The organism is Qipengyuania sp. NPDC077563 (assembly GCF_044901345.1).
GTDB classification, from domain to species: domain Bacteria; phylum Pseudomonadota; class Alphaproteobacteria; order Sphingomonadales; family Sphingomonadaceae; genus Qipengyuania; species Qipengyuania aestuarii.
This window is the reverse complement of sequence record NZ_JBJDPC010000004.1, coordinates 127532-145220: the sequence shown is the minus strand read 5'-3', so window position 1 is coordinate 145220 and position 17689 is coordinate 127532. Positions and strand designations below refer to the sequence as shown.

Annotated in this window: 22 protein-coding genes; 14 read left to right on the top strand and 8 right to left on the bottom strand. The window is 63.1% G+C overall.

Annotated features, from left to right (window positions below):
* Nucleotides 1-10: 10 nt before the first annotated feature.
* Genes hisA through hisB form a run of 4 tightly spaced genes read right to left on the bottom strand, consistent with a single transcriptional unit; the run spans nt 11 to nt 2289 of the window.
* Nucleotides 11-739, bottom strand: a complete 729-nt coding sequence (hisA, locus tag ACI2I1_RS15145) for a 1-(5-phosphoribosyl)-5-[(5-phosphoribosylamino)methylideneamino]imidazole-4-carboxamide isomerase (RefSeq protein WP_404679789.1) — start codon at nt 737-739, stop codon at nt 11-13.
* A gap of 37 nt (nt 740-776) precedes the next feature.
* On the bottom strand, nt 777-1403 hold the full coding sequence (gene hisH, locus ACI2I1_RS15140) for an imidazole glycerol phosphate synthase subunit HisH (RefSeq protein WP_221543279.1): 627 nt from the start codon (nt 1401-1403) through the stop codon (nt 777-779).
* Nucleotides 1403-1690: a YciI family protein gene (locus tag ACI2I1_RS15135; RefSeq protein WP_404679788.1), complete on the bottom strand. Its 288-nt coding sequence runs from the start codon at nt 1688-1690 to the stop codon at nt 1403-1405. The genes hisH and ACI2I1_RS15135 overlap by 1 nt, the downstream gene beginning before the upstream one ends.
* 5 nt (nt 1691-1695) lie before the next feature.
* A complete protein-coding gene (hisB, locus tag ACI2I1_RS15130) occupies nt 1696-2289 on the bottom strand; it encodes an imidazoleglycerol-phosphate dehydratase HisB (RefSeq protein WP_404679787.1) in 594 nt (197 codons plus the stop codon).
* 113 nt (nt 2290-2402) lie between these two features.
* Between hisB and ACI2I1_RS15125 the strand changes: the two genes are divergently transcribed.
* The 4 genes from ACI2I1_RS15125 to ACI2I1_RS15110 are packed head-to-tail and all read left to right on the top strand — an operon-like array spanning nt 2403 to nt 4888.
* Nucleotides 2403-2903 (top strand): SspB family protein, encoded by a 501-nt coding sequence (locus tag ACI2I1_RS15125; RefSeq protein WP_221543281.1) that lies wholly within the window; start codon nt 2403-2405, stop codon nt 2901-2903.
* A gap of 40 nt (nt 2904-2943) precedes the next feature.
* Nucleotides 2944-3381: a hypothetical protein gene (locus ACI2I1_RS15120; protein WP_224812245.1), complete on the top strand. Its 438-nt coding sequence runs from the start codon at nt 2944-2946 to the stop codon at nt 3379-3381.
* Nucleotides 3382-3433: 52 nt separating this feature from the next.
* The gene (gene gmk, locus ACI2I1_RS15115; RefSeq protein ID WP_221543283.1) at nt 3434-4084 is read left to right on the top strand and encodes a guanylate kinase; all 651 of its coding nucleotides are present in this window, start codon (nt 3434-3436) and stop codon (nt 4082-4084) included.
* Nucleotides 4085-4087: 3 nt separating this feature from the next.
* The gene (locus ACI2I1_RS15110; protein WP_404679786.1) at nt 4088-4888 is read left to right on the top strand and encodes a DUF4019 domain-containing protein; all 801 of its coding nucleotides are present in this window, start codon (nt 4088-4090) and stop codon (nt 4886-4888) included.
* A 227-nt stretch (nt 4889-5115) separates the two neighbouring features.
* Here the strand turns inward: ACI2I1_RS15110 and ACI2I1_RS15105 are convergent, their stop codons facing one another.
* From ACI2I1_RS15105 to ACI2I1_RS15095, 3 genes are read right to left on the bottom strand one after another with little or no spacing between them, the layout of a single operon-like run.
* Nucleotides 5116-5919, bottom strand: coding sequence for an SDR family NAD(P)-dependent oxidoreductase (locus tag ACI2I1_RS15105; protein ID WP_404679785.1), 804 nt, complete (start codon nt 5917-5919; stop codon nt 5116-5118).
* A 14-nt stretch (nt 5920-5933) separates the two neighbouring features.
* Complete coding sequence (locus tag ACI2I1_RS15100) at nt 5934-7073, bottom strand: acyl-CoA dehydrogenase family protein (RefSeq protein WP_404679784.1); 1140 nt, start codon at nt 7071-7073, stop codon at nt 5934-5936.
* Between the two features lie 3 nt (nt 7074-7076).
* A complete protein-coding gene (locus ACI2I1_RS15095) occupies nt 7077-8258 on the bottom strand; it encodes an acyl-CoA dehydrogenase family protein (protein WP_224812250.1) in 1182 nt (393 codons plus the stop codon).
* Nucleotides 8259-8422: 164 nt separating this feature from the next.
* On the opposite strand from ACI2I1_RS15095, the gene ACI2I1_RS15090 reads away from it, so the two are divergent.
* The 10 genes from ACI2I1_RS15090 (at nt 8423) to ACI2I1_RS15045 (ending at nt 16338) form a co-directional block, all read left to right on the top strand.
* Nucleotides 8423-9913, top strand: a complete 1491-nt coding sequence (locus ACI2I1_RS15090; RefSeq protein WP_404679783.1) for an MFS transporter — start codon at nt 8423-8425, stop codon at nt 9911-9913.
* 87 nt (nt 9914-10000) lie between these two features.
* On the top strand, nt 10001-11347 hold the full coding sequence (locus tag ACI2I1_RS15085) for an acyl-CoA dehydrogenase family protein (RefSeq protein ID WP_221543289.1): 1347 nt from the start codon (nt 10001-10003) through the stop codon (nt 11345-11347).
* A 131-nt stretch (nt 11348-11478) separates the two neighbouring features.
* Nucleotides 11479-12567, top strand: coding sequence for a Zn-dependent alcohol dehydrogenase (locus tag ACI2I1_RS15080; RefSeq protein ID WP_404679782.1), 1089 nt, complete (start codon nt 11479-11481; stop codon nt 12565-12567).
* 223 nt (nt 12568-12790) lie between these two features.
* The gene (locus ACI2I1_RS15075) at nt 12791-13861 is read left to right on the top strand and encodes a phosphotransferase family protein (RefSeq protein WP_404679781.1); all 1071 of its coding nucleotides are present in this window, start codon (nt 12791-12793) and stop codon (nt 13859-13861) included.
* Nucleotides 13862-13909: 48 nt separating this feature from the next.
* The gene (dapD, locus tag ACI2I1_RS15070) at nt 13910-14734 is read left to right on the top strand and encodes a 2,3,4,5-tetrahydropyridine-2,6-dicarboxylate N-succinyltransferase (protein ID WP_404679780.1); all 825 of its coding nucleotides are present in this window, start codon (nt 13910-13912) and stop codon (nt 14732-14734) included.
* A 75-nt stretch (nt 14735-14809) separates the two neighbouring features.
* The gene (locus tag ACI2I1_RS15065; protein ID WP_404679779.1) at nt 14810-15136 is read left to right on the top strand and encodes a hypothetical protein; all 327 of its coding nucleotides are present in this window, start codon (nt 14810-14812) and stop codon (nt 15134-15136) included.
* Between the two features lie 23 nt (nt 15137-15159).
* Complete coding sequence (locus ACI2I1_RS15060) at nt 15160-15387, top strand: DUF2945 domain-containing protein (RefSeq protein WP_221543293.1); 228 nt, start codon at nt 15160-15162, stop codon at nt 15385-15387.
* Nucleotides 15387-15578, top strand: coding sequence for a DUF3008 family protein (locus tag ACI2I1_RS15055; RefSeq protein ID WP_221543294.1), 192 nt, complete (start codon nt 15387-15389; stop codon nt 15576-15578). The genes ACI2I1_RS15060 and ACI2I1_RS15055 overlap by 1 nt, the downstream gene beginning before the upstream one ends.
* Nucleotides 15578-15907, top strand: coding sequence for a DUF3140 domain-containing protein (locus ACI2I1_RS15050; protein WP_404679778.1), 330 nt, complete (start codon nt 15578-15580; stop codon nt 15905-15907). Before ACI2I1_RS15055 ends, ACI2I1_RS15050 begins: the two co-directional genes overlap by 1 nt.
* Nucleotides 15907-16338, top strand: coding sequence for a DUF1810 domain-containing protein (locus tag ACI2I1_RS15045; RefSeq protein ID WP_404679777.1), 432 nt, complete (start codon nt 15907-15909; stop codon nt 16336-16338). The genes ACI2I1_RS15050 and ACI2I1_RS15045 overlap by 1 nt, the downstream gene beginning before the upstream one ends.
* A gap of 88 nt (nt 16339-16426) precedes the next feature.
* On the opposite strand, the gene ACI2I1_RS15040 is transcribed toward ACI2I1_RS15045, so the two are convergent.
* Nucleotides 16427-17644 carry a dipeptidase gene (locus tag ACI2I1_RS15040; RefSeq protein ID WP_404679856.1) on the bottom strand — a complete coding sequence of 406 codons (1218 nt, stop codon included), beginning with the start codon at nt 17642-17644 and terminating at the stop codon, nt 16427-16429.
* Nucleotides 17645-17689: the final 45 nt, after the last annotated feature.

Below are 17689 nucleotides of genomic sequence, written 5' to 3'. Positions count from 1 at the left end.
GCCAACTTCCTCATGATCTGGCCGCCATCGCCAGCGCCGCCGCCAGGTCCAGCCGCCCGTCATAGAGCGCGCGGCCCGTAATCACGCCCTCGATGCCGTCTTTCGCATGCAGCGAGAGCACGTGGATGTCGTCCAGCCCCTTCACCCCGCCGCTGGCGATCACGGGAATGTCGACCTGACGCGCCAGTTCGACGGTCGCCTCGAGGTTAACCCCCTTGAGCAATCCATCTCGCCCGATGTCGGTGAACAGCAGCGCGGCAACTCCTGCGTCTTCGAACCGGCGGGCAAGGTCGACCACGGGGACATCGGACACCTCGGCCCAGCCCTCCGTCGCGACCATGCCGTCCTTCGCGTCGACCGCGACGACGATGCCGTTTTCGAATTCGCGCGCCATGTCCTTGACGAATTCCGGGTCCTTCAAGGCTGCCGAACCCATCACAATGCGCGCTACGCCGGCATCGAACCAGCCCTCCACGTCCTCGCGCTTGCGAATGCCGCCGCCGAGCTGGACATGGCCCGGAAAGGCGGGGACGATGCTTTCGACAGCCTCGCGGTTCTGCGCCGATCCGGCGAAGGAGCCATCCAGATCGACGACATGAAGATGCTCCGCACCGGCATCGGCGAATAGCGTCGCCTGCGCAGCGGGATTATCACCATAGACAGTGGCGCGGTCCATATCGCCTTCGGCAAGGCGCACGACCTGGCCGCCCTTGAGGTCGATGGCAGGAAAGACGATCATTGTGCTGGTCCGTTGATATGCGTCGGAAAGTGGATGGTCATGGCCGCCATTCGAGGAACCTCTCGACCAGATGCAGTCCGAAGCTCTGGCTCTTTTCCGGGTGGAACTGGACACCGAGCATGTTGTCCCGGCCCACGGCAGCCACCAGCCCGCCGCCATGGTCGGTCATCGCGAGCACATCGCGTGGCTGGTCGGCGTGGAAGTGATAGGAATGGAGGAAATAGGCTTCGCCTTCCTCCAGCAATTCATGGTCGCGGGCATGCGGCGTCAGCGCCACGTCGTTCCAGCCCATATGGGGCACCTTGACCGTCGGATCGGTCGGCTCGATCAGCCGCACCTCGCCGGAAATCCAGTCCAGCCCCGGCGTTTCGCCATGCTCCAGTCCGCGCGTGGCCAGCAGTTGCATGCCCACGCAGATGCCGAGAAACGGCGCGCCGCCCACCAGAACCCGCTCGCTCATGGCCTCGATCACGCCTTTTTCGGCTCTCAGGCCCGCCGCGCAGGCACTGAAGCTGCCGACGCCGGGGAGCACGATGCGGTCGGCAGCGCGCAGGACGTCGGGATCGGCCGTGACGGTGACATCGGCGCCGACGCGCCGCAGGGCGTTTTCCACCGAATGCAGATTGCCCGCACCGTAATCGACCAGTGCAACCACTTCGCCCATCAGCCCTGCAATCCTTCAAGCCCCGGCGCCACGAAGCTCGGGCTGAATTCGATGACTTCCACTTCCGCTGCGCCGCCCTTTACGAAAGGGTCGGACGCCGCCAGTTCCTCGGCCATCTCGCGCGTGGGGGCATGCGCCATGATCAGCCCGCCCTCGCGCGGGACCTTGCGGCCCCAGGCGATGAAGTGGCCCGCCTCGTGCTGGGCTTTGAGCCAGGCGACATGATCGGGCAGCAGCGCGTCCACCTCTTCGAGCGGCGCGATATATTTCAGGGAGAACACGAACATTTCGATCAGCCCCCCAGCTGGCCTTTGGTGCTGGGTACGGCGCCGCCCTTGCGCGGATCGATCTCGACTGCGGCGCGCAAGGCGCGGGCGAAGCCCTTGTAGATGGATTCGCAAATGTGGTGATTGTTCGTGCCGTAGAGCAATTCGATATGCAGCGTCAGCCCGCAGGTCTGCGCCACCGAATGAAACCAGTGTTCGATCAGCTCGGTGTCCCATTCGCCCAGCTTTTCCTGGCTGAATCCGGCCCGCCAGACGAAATAGGGGCGTCCCGAAATATCCAGCGCCACGCGCGCCAGTGTTTCGTCCATCGGGGAATAGGCGCTGCCGTAGCGCGCGATCCCGCCCTTGTCGCCCAATGCCTGCGCAAGGGCCTGCCCGAGCGCCAGCGCGCTGTCTTCGGTGGTATGATGCTGGTCGACATGCAGATCGCCATCGACCTTCATCGTGATGTCGATCAGCGAATGCTTCGCCACCTGTTCGACCATGTGATCGAGAAAGCCGATCCCGGTGGATACCTCGTATGTGCCGGTCCCGTCGAGATTGACCTCGACCAGGATCTTCGTTTCGGCGGTGTTTCGTTCGATACGGCCAGTTCGCATGGGTCTGCCTATAAGCGCGGGCGCGGGCGGCGCAAGGAATAGCGGCTATCGACAGGGTAAAGGTGGGCTTAAACCGCTTGACCCGCGCCCCCGCCCGCTCCACCTAGGCGCACATGAGCGAAGATACGCCCGACAGCCTGATCCCCTACGACTCCATCGTGCAGGAGGCCCTGCGCGCGGTCGTCGGCCGGGTGCTGAATGAAATCGAACAGGGCGGCAGCGAACTGCCCGGCGCGCATCACTTCTATATCACTTTCAAGACGCATGCCCCCGGCGTGTCGATCCCCGTCCATCTGCGCGAGCGTTTCCCCGATGAAATGACCATCGTGCTCCAGAACAAGTTCTGGGATCTCAACGTGCGGGAAGACGGGTTCTCGGTCGGGCTGTCGTTCAACCAGATCCCCGCCGCGCTAGACATTCCCTATGCGGCAATCACCCAGTTCGTCGATCCGGCGGTAGATTTCGGCCTCCAGTTCCAGGCGACCGTCGCCGACATGGCCCCCACTCCGACGGACGAGGCGGGCAATGACGAGGAACAGTCCGAGGCTGCGCCCGTTGAAGGGGCGGAAGACGGCTCGAATGTCGTCACGGTCGATTTCGGCCGAAAGAACTAGTCACGGCGCCTATGGCCCCGTGCAAACGACAGGGGCTCACATGGGATTTTCAAGCAAGGAAAAGCCGAACCACCTCACCGATCGGGTCAGCGATGAGATCGCCGGCACGAAAAGCGATGTGTCTGGCAAGAATACGATTCCCGGCCCCAGCCCGAACCCGTCGACCAATGTCATCATCCATGACATCCTGCTGCGCAGCGCAGGTCGCCTGACGCGCCAGACGCTGGAAAAGGCCCTGCTCGGCCGCCAGTATGGCAGCAAGTTCGCCAAGGACGTGGTCGAGAACCGCTCTCTCGTCCAGACGCTGGCCGCTTATGGGGTGACCAAGGTAGCGACGAAATCGGTCCCCGGCGCCCTGCTGGTGGGTGCGGGCCTGTTCGCCAAGACGCTTTTCGATCGCAGCCAGTCTCGCCGGGAATCCCGTCGCAGCGGTGAAAAGGCGCTGCGGAAACAGTCCAAGGGCGAAACCGCAGTCTGAAACTGAATTATGCGGGGTTGATTCCGCATAGGGCCATGCGCCACTAGCGGGCATGGCCGATTCCGAAGAGAACCACGACGACGCGCTTGCACGGCGCGGGCTGATGTTCATCCTTTCCTCCCCCAGCGGGGCCGGGAAGACGACCATCAGCCGCATGCTGCTGGAAGCCGATCCGGCCATCAAGCTGTCGGTCAGCGTCACTACGCGTCCGCCGCGCCCGGGCGAGATCGACGGTGTCCATTATTATTTCGTCGGCGATGCCGAATTCGACCGGTTGGTGGAAGAAGACGACTTCTACGAATGGGCCCCCGTCTTCGGCTATCGCTACGGGACCCCCAAGGGGCGGATCCGCAATGCGCTGAAGGAAGGGCAGGATTTCCTGTTCGACATCGACTGGCAGGGCACACAGCAGCTTTACCAGAAGGACCAGCAGGACGTCGTGCGCGTGTTCATCCTGCCTCCCAGCATCGCCGAACTGGAGCAGCGCCTGCGTGGCCGGGGCACCGACACCGACGAGGTGATCGCCGCCCGCATGGAACGCGCCCGCAGCGAGATCAGCCACTGGGACGCCTATGACTATGTGGTGATCAACGAAGACGCCGGTGAATGCTTCGCCAAGGTACGCGAAATCCTAGATGCCGAAAGGATGAAGCGCCAGCGGCAGACCGGCCTCATTCCCTTCGTCCGCGAATTGATGAGCTGATCCATGGCGGCGGGGGTGGATCAGCTGACCGACCGCGAGCGCGACGTGCTCCGCCTGCTCCTTGCCGGACATACCGCCAAATCCGCCGCTGCAGAGCTCGATCTCTCGGTTCACACCATCAACGACTATCTGCGCGAGGCCCGCAAGAAACTTGGGGTCTCCAGCAGCAGGGAAGCCGCCAGAATCTTGGGGGAGCATGAAACCAGCCCCCCGCAGAATCGCCCGCAGGCAGCCCCCGAAAACCTTGCACCCCAGCAAATGGGGATGGGCGCAGCGTCTATCGCCGCCAATACTCCGATGCCATCAGCAACCCCAGCGGGACGACGCGCTCTCCCCTGGATCATAGGAGGTATCGTCATGCTAACAGCAGCCATCGCCGCAGCCCTTTTCTTCGCCAGTGCCGAAGGGTCCGATACGGGCCAGATGCAGGCGGAACAGCAGCAGCTTGAAAACACCGTGGGCGAGAATGCCGTGGCCGAGGAAGCCGCGCGCGAGTGGCTCGCGCTTATCGATGCGGGCAAATACAGCCAGAGCTGGGCCGAAGCCGGGCCGATGTTCAAATCTGTCGTCACTGCAGACTCTTGGACCGCGCAGGCCGAACCGGTGCGCGCGCCGCTGGGCAAAGTGCTCGACCGCCAGCTAAGCTCCGTAAAATCATCCACCACTCTTCCGGGCATGCCCGAAGGTAACTACCGGATGATCGTCTTCAACACTGACTTCGCTACTGCAGGGAAGGCAAGCGAAACCGTGGTGATGAACAAAGAGCGCGGCCAGTGGGGCGTGATCGGCTACTTCATCCGCTGATCGGCACCACCGAACCATAAGATTTTTGGAAGGGTCGCTGGCGGAGGTCAGCGGCCCTTTCACGCATAACAGCCGGGGATCCTGAAGGGCTAGAAGAAAGGCGCCGGACAGGAAGGTGCCTTTGGGAGCCAGCCTCTCCCGGTCGCAATTGCAGCGACCAATGAAAAGGCCCCGCCTTGCAGCGGAGCCTTTCGTTGTTCGGTCGCTCGCGCGGCGCTGGCGGCCTGCTATTCCCCCGAAGGATCGACGAAGCTGGTCGACATATTCGCATTCACCACGCCGCCGTCGATGGCGAGCGTTGTGCCCACGACATAATCCCCTGCGCGGCTGAGCAGGTAAATCGCCCCGCCCGCCATATCCTCGGTATCCCCGACGCGCTGGCTGGGGATGCCCTTCTTCACCGCGTCCTCGTGGTCGCGTGCCGCCCGGTTCATCGCGCTGGGGAAAGCGCCCGGACCGATGCCGTTGACGACGATATTGTCGCGGATCAGCTCGGCCGCCATGCGGCGCGTCAGATGGATCAGCCCGGCCTTTGATGCCTGGTAGGGATAGGTCGGCCAGGGATTTGTCTTCATCCCGTCGATGCTGGCGATCATCAGCACCTTGGCAGGGCGGTCCTTCGTGCCGGCCTTCTTCAGCAGCGGGAACAGCTTCTGGGTCAGGAAGAACGGCGTCTTGACGTTGAGGTCCATGGTCCGGTGCCAGCCGGCTTCGCTAAATTCCTCGAACGGCTCGCCCCAGGCAGCACCGGCATTGTTCACCAGGATGTCGAGCTTGTCCTCGCGGCTGGCGATTTCGTCCGCCAGCTGCTTGATACCGTCCATCTGGCTGAGATCGCCCACCAGCCCGACGACCTTGTCGCCCAGCTCATTGGCGGTTTCGTCCACCTGTTCCTGCTTGCGCGCGACGATATAGACGCGTTCCGCCCCTGCCGCGAGCAGGCCTTCTACGATCATGCGCCCGATGCCACGGCTGCCGCCGGTGACAAGGGCGACGCGGCCCTGGAGACCGAAGAGATCGTTCAAATTCATCGTGTCTCTCCTGCTCAGTAGCCGCTTATTTCGGCGACCCGGCCCGCGTGATAATACTGGTCGCCGAGGAATTCCTGCAGCGCCCGGTCGCGTTTCATGTAGAGGCCGATGTCATATTCGTCGGTCATGCCGATGCCGCCATGCATCTGCACGCCTTCCTTGACCGCGAGCCCTGCCGCCTTGGCGACCTTGGCCTTGGCGACCGATGCCATCAGGTCGGCCTTTTCGCTGCCGCCATCGAGCAGCTGCGCCGCCTTGATCGTGACCGCGCGGGCGATCTCGACTTCGGAGTAGAGATGCGCAGCGCGGTGCTGAAGCGCCTGGAATTCGCCGATCAATTTACCGAACTGCTTGCGCTGCTTGAGGTAATCGACGGTCATGTCCATCGCCCCCTGCGCCACGCCCACACCTTCGGCAGCAGCGCCCACGCGGCCCGCCATGAGCATGGCATTCAGGACCTCGCGCCCGCCATCGACTTCGCCGATCACGGCATCGCCATCCAGTTCCACCCCGTCGAACGTGACGTGGCTGGCCATCGAACTGTCGACAAGGCGCACGCTGTCATGGCTCATTCCGCTCGCATCCTGCGGCACGGCGAACAGCGTGATGCCATCGGCATCGCTGTCGCTGCCCGACGTGCGCGCGGCCACGACGATCATCTCGCTCGACGCGCCATAGACCACGAAGTCCTTCTTGCCCGAGAGCTTGAAGCCATTGCCCGATTTCTCCGCCTTGCAGGCGATGGTCTCGGGGCGGTGCTTCGCGCCTTCGTCGATGGCGACGGTATAGACCTTCTCGCCCTCGATCAGGCCCGGAAGCCAGCGGCCGCGCAAATCGTCGCTGCCGTGCTTCAGCGCAGTCGCGGCCAGCACGGATGAGGACAGGAAGGGCGATGGGGTGAGGTTGCGCCCGATATTCTCGAGCACGATCCCGGCCTCGACATGGCCCATGCCAAGCCCGCCATCGTCTTCGCCCACCAGCATGCCGGTGAAGCCCATTTCGGCGAACTGCTTCCACAGGCCGTGGCCGAAGCCGTCTTTGCAATCGCGGTCACGCCAGTGACGCAGCTGTTTCGCAATCGCGCCTTCTTCGGCCATGAACTGCTGGGCTGTTTCGGCGAGCATCGCTTGGTCGTCGTCGTAGTAAAGAGGCATCGATCAGGCTCCCGGCAGGTCGAGGATACGTTTGGAAATGACGTTGAGCATGACTTCGCTCGTTCCGCCTTCGATCGAATTGGCCTTGGTGCGCAGCCAGCTGCGTGCGCCCTTCCCGCCATTCGTTTCCTCGCTCTCCCATTCAAGGGCGCGGCTGCCGCCGGCAGCCATCATCAGCTCGTGACGCCGCTTGTTCAGCTCGGTCCCGACATACTTCATCATGTTGGGCTGGGCGGGATGGCCCTTGCCGACCTTGAGTTCGTCGAGAAACTTCTCGCCCATGGCGGCATAGGACAATGCATCCACGTCGAACTGGGCCAGTTCCGCGCGCAGCACGGGATCGAGTTCGCCTGCATTGCGCTTCATCGCCGCACCGATGGCCGCCGTGCGGTCGCCGCCCCCCGCGCCCGAAATCATCTCGCGTTCGTGGCCGAGCAGGTATTTCGCCACGTCCCAGCCGCGGTTGATCTCGCCGACATAGGCCGGGCAGTCATCGCCATAGGACTTGGGCACCTTCACATCGTCCATGAAGGTTTCGCAGAACGGGCTGTTGCCCGAAATCAGCTTGATCGGTTTGGTGGAAACGCCGTCGCCCGCCATGTCGAACAGCATGAAAGTGATGCCCTGGTACTTGTTCTGCTTGTCGGTGCGGACAAGGCAGAAGATCCAGTCGGCTTCGTCGGCATAGGAGGTCCAGATCTTCTGGCCGTTGACGATCCAGTGATCGCCCTTGTCCTCGCCATAGGTCTGCATGGACACGAGGTCAGACCCCGAACCCGGTTCCGAATAGCCCTGGCACCAGCGGATCTTGCCGTCGGCGATTTCATTGAGGAAACGCTGCTTCTGGCCTTCGGTACCGAAGTGCAGCAGCGCCGGGCCAAGCATCCAGATGCCGAAGCTGGAAAGCGGCGGGCGTGCATTGATGCGGGCCATTTCCTGCCGCAGCACCTTGCCTTCTGCGGGCGACAGGCCCGCGCCGCCATATTCCTTGGGCCATTCGGGCACGGTATAGCCCTTTTCGCGGCAGGCTTCGAACCATGCCTTCTGGGCATCGTTCTTGAAGCTGGCATTGCGCCCGCCCCAGTAGACATCGCCTTCGTCACGGACAGGTTCGCGCATTTCAGGTGGGCAGTTCGCTTCGAGCCATTCGCGCGTTTCGGCGCGGAAGCTTTCTAGATCGGACATAACCGACTCCTCTCTCCATTATCCTCAGTTGACGTTTACGTTAGGGTGATTCGCGGCCGTCCTGCAAGGGCATTGACGGTGAAGCGCCATTCCGTAGCGTCAGCCCGAAGCCGGGCCGAGGTAGCGCTTGATGCGGACGCAAATCGGGGCCAAGGCTGTGAGCCATGGCGTTCGTTCAAGGGCCTCTTTCCCAGCGATTGAAGATCATCCACGGCTTCGGGGCTGTGGCTTTCGGGGTGAAGGACCTCGGCTTCAGCTTTTTCCTGCTGATCTTCTACAACCAGGTGCTGGGCATGGATGCGCGGCTGGTCAGCTTGGCCCTGCTCATCGCGCTGTTCGTCGATGCGGTCATCGATCCCATCATCGGCAACCTGTCCGACCGGACATATACCAAATGGGGGCGGCGCCTGCCCTGGCTCTATGTCGCCCCCATACCGCTGGCGGTCTTGTGGGCCCTGCTGTGGCATCCGCCGGGCGGAGAAGCGCCGAGCTTCGCGGGTCTGGTGGCGATCGCCATCGGCGTGCGCGTGCTGCTGTCGGCCTGCGAAGTACCCTCCATCAGTCTCGTGCCCGAAATTACGCAGGATTATGACGAGCGCACCACGCTGTTCCGCTATCGCTTCCTGTCGGGGTGGCTGGGCGGCATCGTGATGATGGTGCTGGCCTATACGGTGTTCATGTCCGGCCCCGACGGACTGCTGGAGAAAGAAGGCTATCTCGGCTTCGGTATCTTCGGCGCCGTGCTGATGTTGCTGTCGGTCGGCGGATCGGCGCTCGGCCAGCACCGGCTCGTCGCCCACTGGCCCGACCGGCGCCCGCCGCCGTTTTCCTTGAAAGCCGCGTTCTCCGAAATCTTCGACGCCTTCTCGGAGCGCAGCTTCCTGTTCTTCTTCGCCGGGGCGCTGGCTGCCTATGTCAATCAGGGCATGACTTTCTCGATTGCCAATTACCTCAACGTCTTCGTGTGGCGGCTGGACCAGCCGATCCTCGCGGGCGGGCCGGAATGGCTGACCGGCCTTCTGGCCTATGCCGTGACCCTGTTCCTGTCGGTGCTGCTGATGTTCTTCATCGTCGGCAGCATGCACCGCGCCTTCGGCAAGGCGAAGAGTGCCGCGATCGGCGCCTATTGCAGTGTTCTGCTGGGCCTCACCCCCTATCTGCTGTTTGCGCTTGGCATCTGGCCCGAGGCGGGCAGCACGGCCTCGACGCTGGCCTTTCTCGGCACCTTGCTGTTCGCCAACATGTTCGGCGTCGTCATGATGATCTCCGCCACGTCCATGCTGGCAGAGATCGTGGAGGCGTTCGAGGAGAGGACCGGGCGCCGCGCGGAAGGCGCATTCTATTCGGGCAACTGGCTGATCCAGAAATGCGCCACCGGCCTCGGCATCTTCCTCACCGGCCAAATCATCGCCGCGGCGCAGCTCCCCGAGGGCGCGCGCGCCGCGCAGATCGAATTCGGCGTACTGACCGACATGATCGGCTATTACGCCGCCGCGTCGATCCTGCTCGCCATCGTCGCTGCCTTCTGGCTGGGCCGATTCCCCATCAGCCGGGCGGAACATGAAGCGCGGCTGGAACGGCTGGCGAAAAAAAGGCTGGATGCGATTGACGCTGCGGCACGGGGGGATGTCGACGCCGGAGCGCTGGCTCCCTGACCGCCGGCTTGGAAAAATGGCTTGGCGCAAGGCGCGCTCCTATGCCAGCCTTGCGGGAAACAGGAACTGAGAGAGAGGATAAACGAGATGGATTTCGAACCCACCGAACGGCAAACCTACTGGCGCGACCGGGTGAAGAACTTCATCGAGGACCATGTCCGCCCCGCCGTCCCTACCTACCGCGAACAGGATGCGCAGGGCGAACGCTGGAAGGTCATCCAGGTGGTCGAGGATCTCAAGGCCAAGGCCAAGGACCAGGGCATCTGGAACCTTTTCATGCCGCCGCGCAACGACAGCCATCACCACGTGGACGAGAGCTTCGAATTCGAAGGTCCGGGCCTCACCAATCTCGAATATGCGCTGTGCGCCGAGGAAATGGGCCGCATCGGCTTCGCATCCGAAGTCTTCAACTGCTCCGCGCCCGACACTGGCAATATGGAAGTCTTCCATCGCTACGGCACGCGCGAACAGAAGGACGAATGGCTCGAACCGCTGATGAACGGCAAGGTGCGGTCGGCCTTCCTCATGACCGAACCCTTCACCGCCAGTTCGGATGCGACCAATATCGAAACCCGCATCGAACGCGACGGCGATGAATATGTGATCAACGGCCGCAAATGGTGGTCTTCGGGCGTGGGCGATCCGCGCTGCAAGGTCGCCATCGTCATGGGCAAGACCGATTTCGAAGCGCAGCGCCATGCGCAGCAATCGATGATCCTGATGCCGATGGACGCGCCGGGCGTGAAGGTTCTACGCCACCTGCCGGTCTTCGGTTATGACGATGCGCCGCACGGCCACATGGAAGTCGAGCTGACGGACGTGCGCGTGCCGGTCACCAACATGCTGCTGGGCGAAGGCCGCGGCTTCGAGATCGCACAGGGCCGCCTCGGCCCGGGCCGCATCCACCACTGCATGCGCACCATCGGCGTGGCGGAAGAAGCGCTGGCCAAGATGTGCCGCCGCCTGCAGGAGCGCGAGGCTTTCGGCAAGCCGATCTACAAGCATTCGGTCTGGGAAGAGCGCGTGGCGCGGGCCCGCATCGACATCGATATGACCCGCCTGCTCTGCCTCAAGGCGGCCGACATGATGGACAAGGTCGGCAACAAGAGCGCGAAGCAGGAAATCGCCATGATCAAGGTGCAGGCGCCGAACATGGCGCTGAAGATCATCGACGATGCCATCCAGGCGCATGGCGGCGGCGGCGTGTCGGACGATTACGGCCTCGCCAACGCCTATGCCCACCAGCGCACCCTGCGCCTCGCCGACGGTCCCGACGAAGTCCACGCCCGCTCGATCGCGCGGATGGAATTCGCCAAGCATACGCCGCAGGAAAGCCAGACGGCCAATGCCCTGCGCGGCGGCAATGCGCATTCGGCCAGCGCGGGCAGCGCCTCGGCCGGCATGAGCAGCGGCGACGTGGGGGCGACGCGCTAAGCCCACGCGCCAGGCGCAACATCACAGGCCGTTCGTGCTGAGCTTGTCGAAGCACTGCCCTTTTCCTCGGGCGCGGCACGGGAAGTAAAGGACAGCCCTCGGACAGGCTCGGGGCGAACGGAGATTGGCATATGGCAAAGGCCGCAATTCTGGAGCAGGTGGGAAGCCTCACCATCGGTGAGGTCGAACTGGCCGAACCCGGCCCGCACGAAGTCCTGATCGACACCAAGGCGTGCGGCCTGTGCCATTCCGATCTCCACTTCATCGACGGCGCCTATCCGCACCCTCTCCCCGCCATTCCGGGGCACGAGGCGGCGGGCGTGGTCAAGGCTGTCGGCAGCGAGGTGAAGACGGTGAAGCGGGGCGATCACGTGGTCACCTGCCTGTCCGCCTTCTGCGGCCACTGCGAATTCTGCGTCACCGGCCAGATGGCGCTCTGCGTCAGCAAGGAAGTGCGCCGCGACCAGACACAGGCTCCGCGCATCACGCGCAAAGGCAGCGACGAGACGGTGGCGCAGATGCTCAATCTGTCGTCCTTCTGCGAACAGATGCTGATCCACGAGCATGCCTGTGTCGCGATCGATAAAGAAATGCCGCTCGACCGCGCCGCCATCATCGGCTGCGCGGTGACGACGGGCGCAGGCGCGGTGTTCAACGCCTGCTCGGTCGTGCCGGGCGAAGCGGTGGCCGTGATCGGCTGCGGCGGGGTCGGCCTGGCCGCGATCAACGCCGCCAGGATCACCGGCGCGGGCAAGGTCATCGCCATCGACCCGCTGCCCGAAAAGCGGGAACTGGCAACAGCGCTCGGCGCCACGCACACGGTGGATGCCATGGCGGAAGACGCGGTCGAACAGGTGATGAAGATCACCGGCGGCGGCGTGCATCACGCGATCGAGGCGGTCGGGCGGCAGGCCAGTGCCGATCTGGCGGTGAAGATCCTGCGCCGCGGCGGCACGGCCACGATCCTCGGCATGATGCCGCTGGATTGCAAGGTCGGCCTCGGCGCGATGGACCTGCTCGCCAGCAAGAAATTGCAGGGCGCGATCATGGGCAACAACCGTTTCCCGGTCGACCTGCCGCGCCTCGTGGATTTCTACATGCGCGGCCTGCTCGATCTCGACACCATCATTGCCGAGCGCATTCCGCTGGAGAAGATCAACGAAGGCTTCGAAAAGATGAAGCAGGGCACATCGGCCCGCAGCGTGATCGTCTTCGATTGAAGGCGCGAAAACGGGCCTGTCCTACACGGCACGGGCGCGTTAGACCTCCTTCCTCGATGGGTTTTTCGAGGGCACAATCGGCGGATTGCGGAAGTTGACAATCGGCCCCGGCATTTGGCCAGATAACCGGCGCAGAACCGGGACGGGCCGCACGGGGCGGAGTTTTTGAAAAGGGGTGGGTCGGTGTGACACGACTCGCCATAAGAACACGGGACAGGACGGCATGAGCGATATCGATTTCGACAAGGAAATGGTCGGCACGATCGAAGTGCCCGAGAAGGACCAGATGGACCTGGACGCGCTGACCGCGTGGTTCACCGACCATGTGGACGGGTTCGAAGGCCCGATTTCCTACAGCAAGTTCAAGGGCGGCCAGTCGAACCCGACCTACCGGATCGATACGCCGGGCGGCAGCTATGTCCTGCGCCGTCAGCCGTTCGGCAAGCTCTTGCCCAGCGCACATGCGGTGGACCGCGAATACACCGCCATGCATGCGCTCGGCCCCACCGGTTTCCCCGTGCCCAAGACCTATGGCCTGTGCGAGGATACCGACGTGATCGGGTCCAAGTTCTTCGTCATGGGGCTCGCTGACGGGCGCTCTTTGTGGAACGGTGCCCTGCCCGGCAGCACGCCGCAAGAACGCCGCGAAATCTACAATGCCATGATCGATACCATGGCCGATCTCCATTTGCGCAATCCCGAGGAAATCGGCCTCGGCGACTATGGAAAATCGACCGACTATTGCGCCCGCCAGATCGCGCGCTGGTCGAAACAGTACAAGCTCTCCGAAACCGAGCATATGGAGAAGATGGAACGGCTGATCGAATGGCTGCCGCAGACCATCCCGCCGCAGCACGAAAGCAGCGTGGTCCATGGCGATTACCGGCTCGACAATCTGATCTTCCACAAGGACGAGAACAAGGTTCTCGCCGTGCTCGACTGGGAATTGTCGACGCTGGGCGATCCCATCGCCGACTTCAGCTATCTGATGCTCAACTGGCACAATCCCGCCGATGGCCGCGCCGGCATCATGGACCTCGATCTCGAGGAACTCGGCATTCCGTCGCAGGACGAAGCGGTCGATCGCTATGTCGCGCGCACCGGCTATCCGGTCCCGCCGATGGACTGGTATTTCTCCTATAACCTCTTCCGGCTGGCCGGCATCATCCAGGGCATCAAGAAACGCGTGATCGACGGCACTGCGTCCAGCGCCCACGCCAAGGCGATGAGCGAACGCGTCGGCCCGCTGGTCGACCGCGCCTACGAATTCGCCGTGGCGGCGGGGATGGACTAGCGCGGCGGGCCTGCTAACGACCGCTCCGCAAATCAACGGAGATTACCAATGAGCGCCGACCTCGAAAACCGCATCGAAGCCGCGTGGGAAGACCGCGCCAACGTCACGCAGCAATCGGCTGACGTGCGTGAAGCGGTCGAAGCGGCGCTCAAACTGCTCGACAGCGGCGAAGGCCGCGTCGCCGAACCCGATGGCAAGGGAGGCTGGACGGTCAACCAATGGCTGAAGAAAGCCGTGCTGCTGTCCTTCCGCCTCAACGATAACCGCGTGATGGAAGGCGGCAGCGCCGGCCATCCCGCCTTCGACAAGGTGCCCAGCAAGTTCGCCGGCTGGGACGATGCCCGGTTCCGCGAAGCCGGTTTCCGCGTCGTACCCGGTGCCGTGGCCCGCGAAGGCGCCTATATCGCGCCCGGCTGCGTGCTGATGCCCAGCTTCGTCAACATCGGCGCCTATGTCGGCAAAGGCACGATGGTGGACACTTTCGCCAGCATCGGCTCCTGCGCCCAGATCGGCGAGAACTGCCATATCTCCGCCGGCGCGGGCATCGGCGGCGTACTCGAACCCATGCAGGCCAATCCGACCATCATCGGCGACAATTGCTTCATCGGTGCGCGCAGCGAAATCGTGGAAGGCGTGATCGTTGGCGAAGGCTGCGTCGTGTCGATGGGCGTCTTCATCACCCAGTCGACCAAGATCGTCTACCGCGACACCGGCGAAGTCATCCGCGGCCATCTGCCGCCGTTCTCGGTGGTGGTACCCGGCACACTGCCCGGCAAGGATGGCGGCCCCGGCCTCGCCTGCGCGGTGATCGTCAAGACGGTGGATGCGCAGACCCGCGAAAAGACCGGTATCAACGATCTCCTGCGCGACTGATCCGGTGACCTGAAGGGGGAACATTCCCCGCCAAGGCGCGTAAACCCTGCGATAGACACACGTAGGGAGGTTTCCTTGGATAATAATAACGGTCACGTACACATCGACGAAGAAGAGGTCAGCGGCGGCTCGAAGGAAGGCGTGGTCCGCTGGGTTCTGCTCGGCGGCCTCGTGCTTGCAGTGCTCCTTCTGTCGATCGTGTGGATCATCCCCGCGATGACGCAAGGCGACGTCGAGGAAGAAGCCACCATGAGCGGCGAAATCCGTTCGATGCAGGATGACGGTGAAGGCACCGACAGCATCGTGGGCGTGCCCAGCGAAACCGACAATGATTACGACACTGTCGGCACCACCGAAGACAAGGAAACCACCGAAGACGGTATTCAGGTCATCGAGAACTAAGCTGCGCGATAAGGAGAGTTCGCATGAGCAATTCCAACAGTTTCCAGACCGGCCAATATGTCGAATGGGATTGGGGAAACGGCAAGGGCAAGGGCCAGATCAAGGACCGCTTCGAGCGCGAGGTCACGCGGACTCTCCAGGGTAGCGAAGTAACCAAGGACGGTGACGAGGACAATCCCGCCTATCTGATCAAGCAGGAAGACGGCGACGAAGTTCTCAAGCGCGGTTCCGAACTGTCGGCGCAGAACTGATGGCCAAGGCGAAGAGTAAGGCCCAGCAGCAGGCCGCCGGAGCCGCCCTTTCCGCCAAGCGCGGAGAGACCAAGGTCGGCGATTTGCAGGGTGCATCGAAGCAGATGTATGAGAGCATGAGCGAGGAAGAGCTGGACGAGATGGCCTCGACCGATCGTTCGGATCTTCCAGAAACTGCGGACGACGACTGATGGACGCGGACAAGAAGGACGAGGTCTATTCCGACTTCTACGACTGCGTGAACATGCAGCCGAAGGAACTCGAGGAATGGCTCGATACCGAGGAATCGAAATCCGTCGGTGACAGCGATTCAGGCGAAAGCACCGGGCACAAGTCGGGTCGCCGGATCGTCGAGATCAAGAACACCAAGAAGGCCGATCTGACCGACAGTCAATACGATCACATGCAAAAGGTGGTGGGCTATGTGCATCGCCATCTGGCGCAGGAGCCGTCGGGCGATATTGAGGACAGCGACTGGCGCTACAGCCTCATGAACTGGGGCCACGACCCCTTGAAATAATGGCTGGCTCCGATCCTCTGGCCCACTTCGTCAAGGCGCAGGATGGTGGCACTTACGAGCAGGCGCTCGAGGAGATCGGCGATGGCGAGAAGAAGAGCCATTGGATGTGGTTCATCTTCCCCCAGATCGAAGGCCTCGGCAAAAGCGCCAAGGCACAGAAATACGCCCTCGCCGATCTCGATGAAGCGCGCAGCTATTGCGAACACGAGGAACTCGGCCCGCGCCTTTTCGAAGCGACCGAAGCCATGCTCGAATGGGCCGGCACGATGAGCGCGGAAGACATCCTTGGCGAAGTCGATGCGCTGAAATTCCGCAGTTCCATGACCCTCTTCGAAGCCGCCTGCGAAGACGAAGATGCCCAAGTCTTCAGCGACGCGCTGGAGGCCTTCTACGACGGCGAACGCTGCCCCCGCACCATCGACCGGATGTGAGTCGGCAGTAGGCTGCTAGCCAAGGAGCTAAAGGGTCCAAGTCCCAATCAGTGGTGCCAGCTTATGTCCCGAAACCGGCACCGTAATCTCATGCCCCCTCGTCGCGCGGCTTTCCGGCCGGATATTCGATCGCTGCCGTGCCTGTCTGGCTAGCCGCATAGGCTTCCGCTTCCCTTAAAACCCGCAGCATATTGCGCATCGAAATCTTCTCCAGATCCGCCTGCGAATACCCCCGCCGTGCCAGTTCCACGAAGAGTTCGGGATAGCCGCTGACGTCTTCCATCCCGACCGGCCCCGTCGGCATCCCGTCGTAATCGCCGCCGATGCCGATGTGATCGATGCCCGCGACCTCGCGAATGTGATCGATGTGATCGGCCATGTCCGACACGGTCGAAACCGGCGCCCGGTTCTCTGCATCCCACTTCGCCAGCAGCGCCTCGACCTGGTCGGGCTGACCGGGATACAGCGCCTTCAGCCGAACTTCCTCGCCTGCTCGATTGGCGGAATACTGCCGCAGGTCTTCTGTCACGTAAGATGGCAGGGCGACAACCATGACGATCCCGCCGTTGAGCGGCAGGCGCGCCAGCACATCGTCCGGCACGTTGCGCGCGTGTCCGTTGATAGCCTGCGCGCCCGAGTGACTGAAAATCACCGGCGCGCGCGCCACGTCGAGCGCATCGCGCATGGCCGGAGCGCTGACATGGCTCAGATCGACCAGCATCCCGATGCGGTTCATTTCGCGCACCACATCCATCCCGAACGCGTTGAGCCCGTCATGGCGCGGCGCATCGGTGGCGCTGTCCGCCCAGTCCAGCGTCTTGCCATGCGTCAGCGTCATGTAGCGCGCGCCCAGATCGTACATCTGCCGCAGCACGGCCAGGCTGTTGCCGATGGAATGCCCGCCTTCCATGCCGAGCAGCGAGGCGATCCGCCCCTCGGCGACCGCGGCCTCGACATCGTCGGCAGTCAGCGCCAGTTCCAGGCCGCGCGGATTGCGAGCGATCAGGCGCTTGGTGACGTCGATCTGTTCAAGCGTCATCTGCACCGCCTCCGCTTCGGGCAGGCTCGCGCTGACATAGACCGACCAGAACTGCGCCCCCACCTTGCCGCGGGCAAGCCGGACCAGATCGCTGTGCATCGCCTTGCGATCGCCCTCGGCCGTGACCAGCGTATCGGCGAAGTCGAAATCGTTGATCACATTGTCGAAGCGGGCGCGCAGCTGGATGGGGACGTCGTTATGCCCGTCCCATACCGGCGCCGCATCGAGCGCCGCCGCCGCAGTCTCCTCAGGCGTGCCCTGCGCCATCGCCGGCGCCGCCAGTAAGGACAGCACGGCAATGGCCGCGCTCGT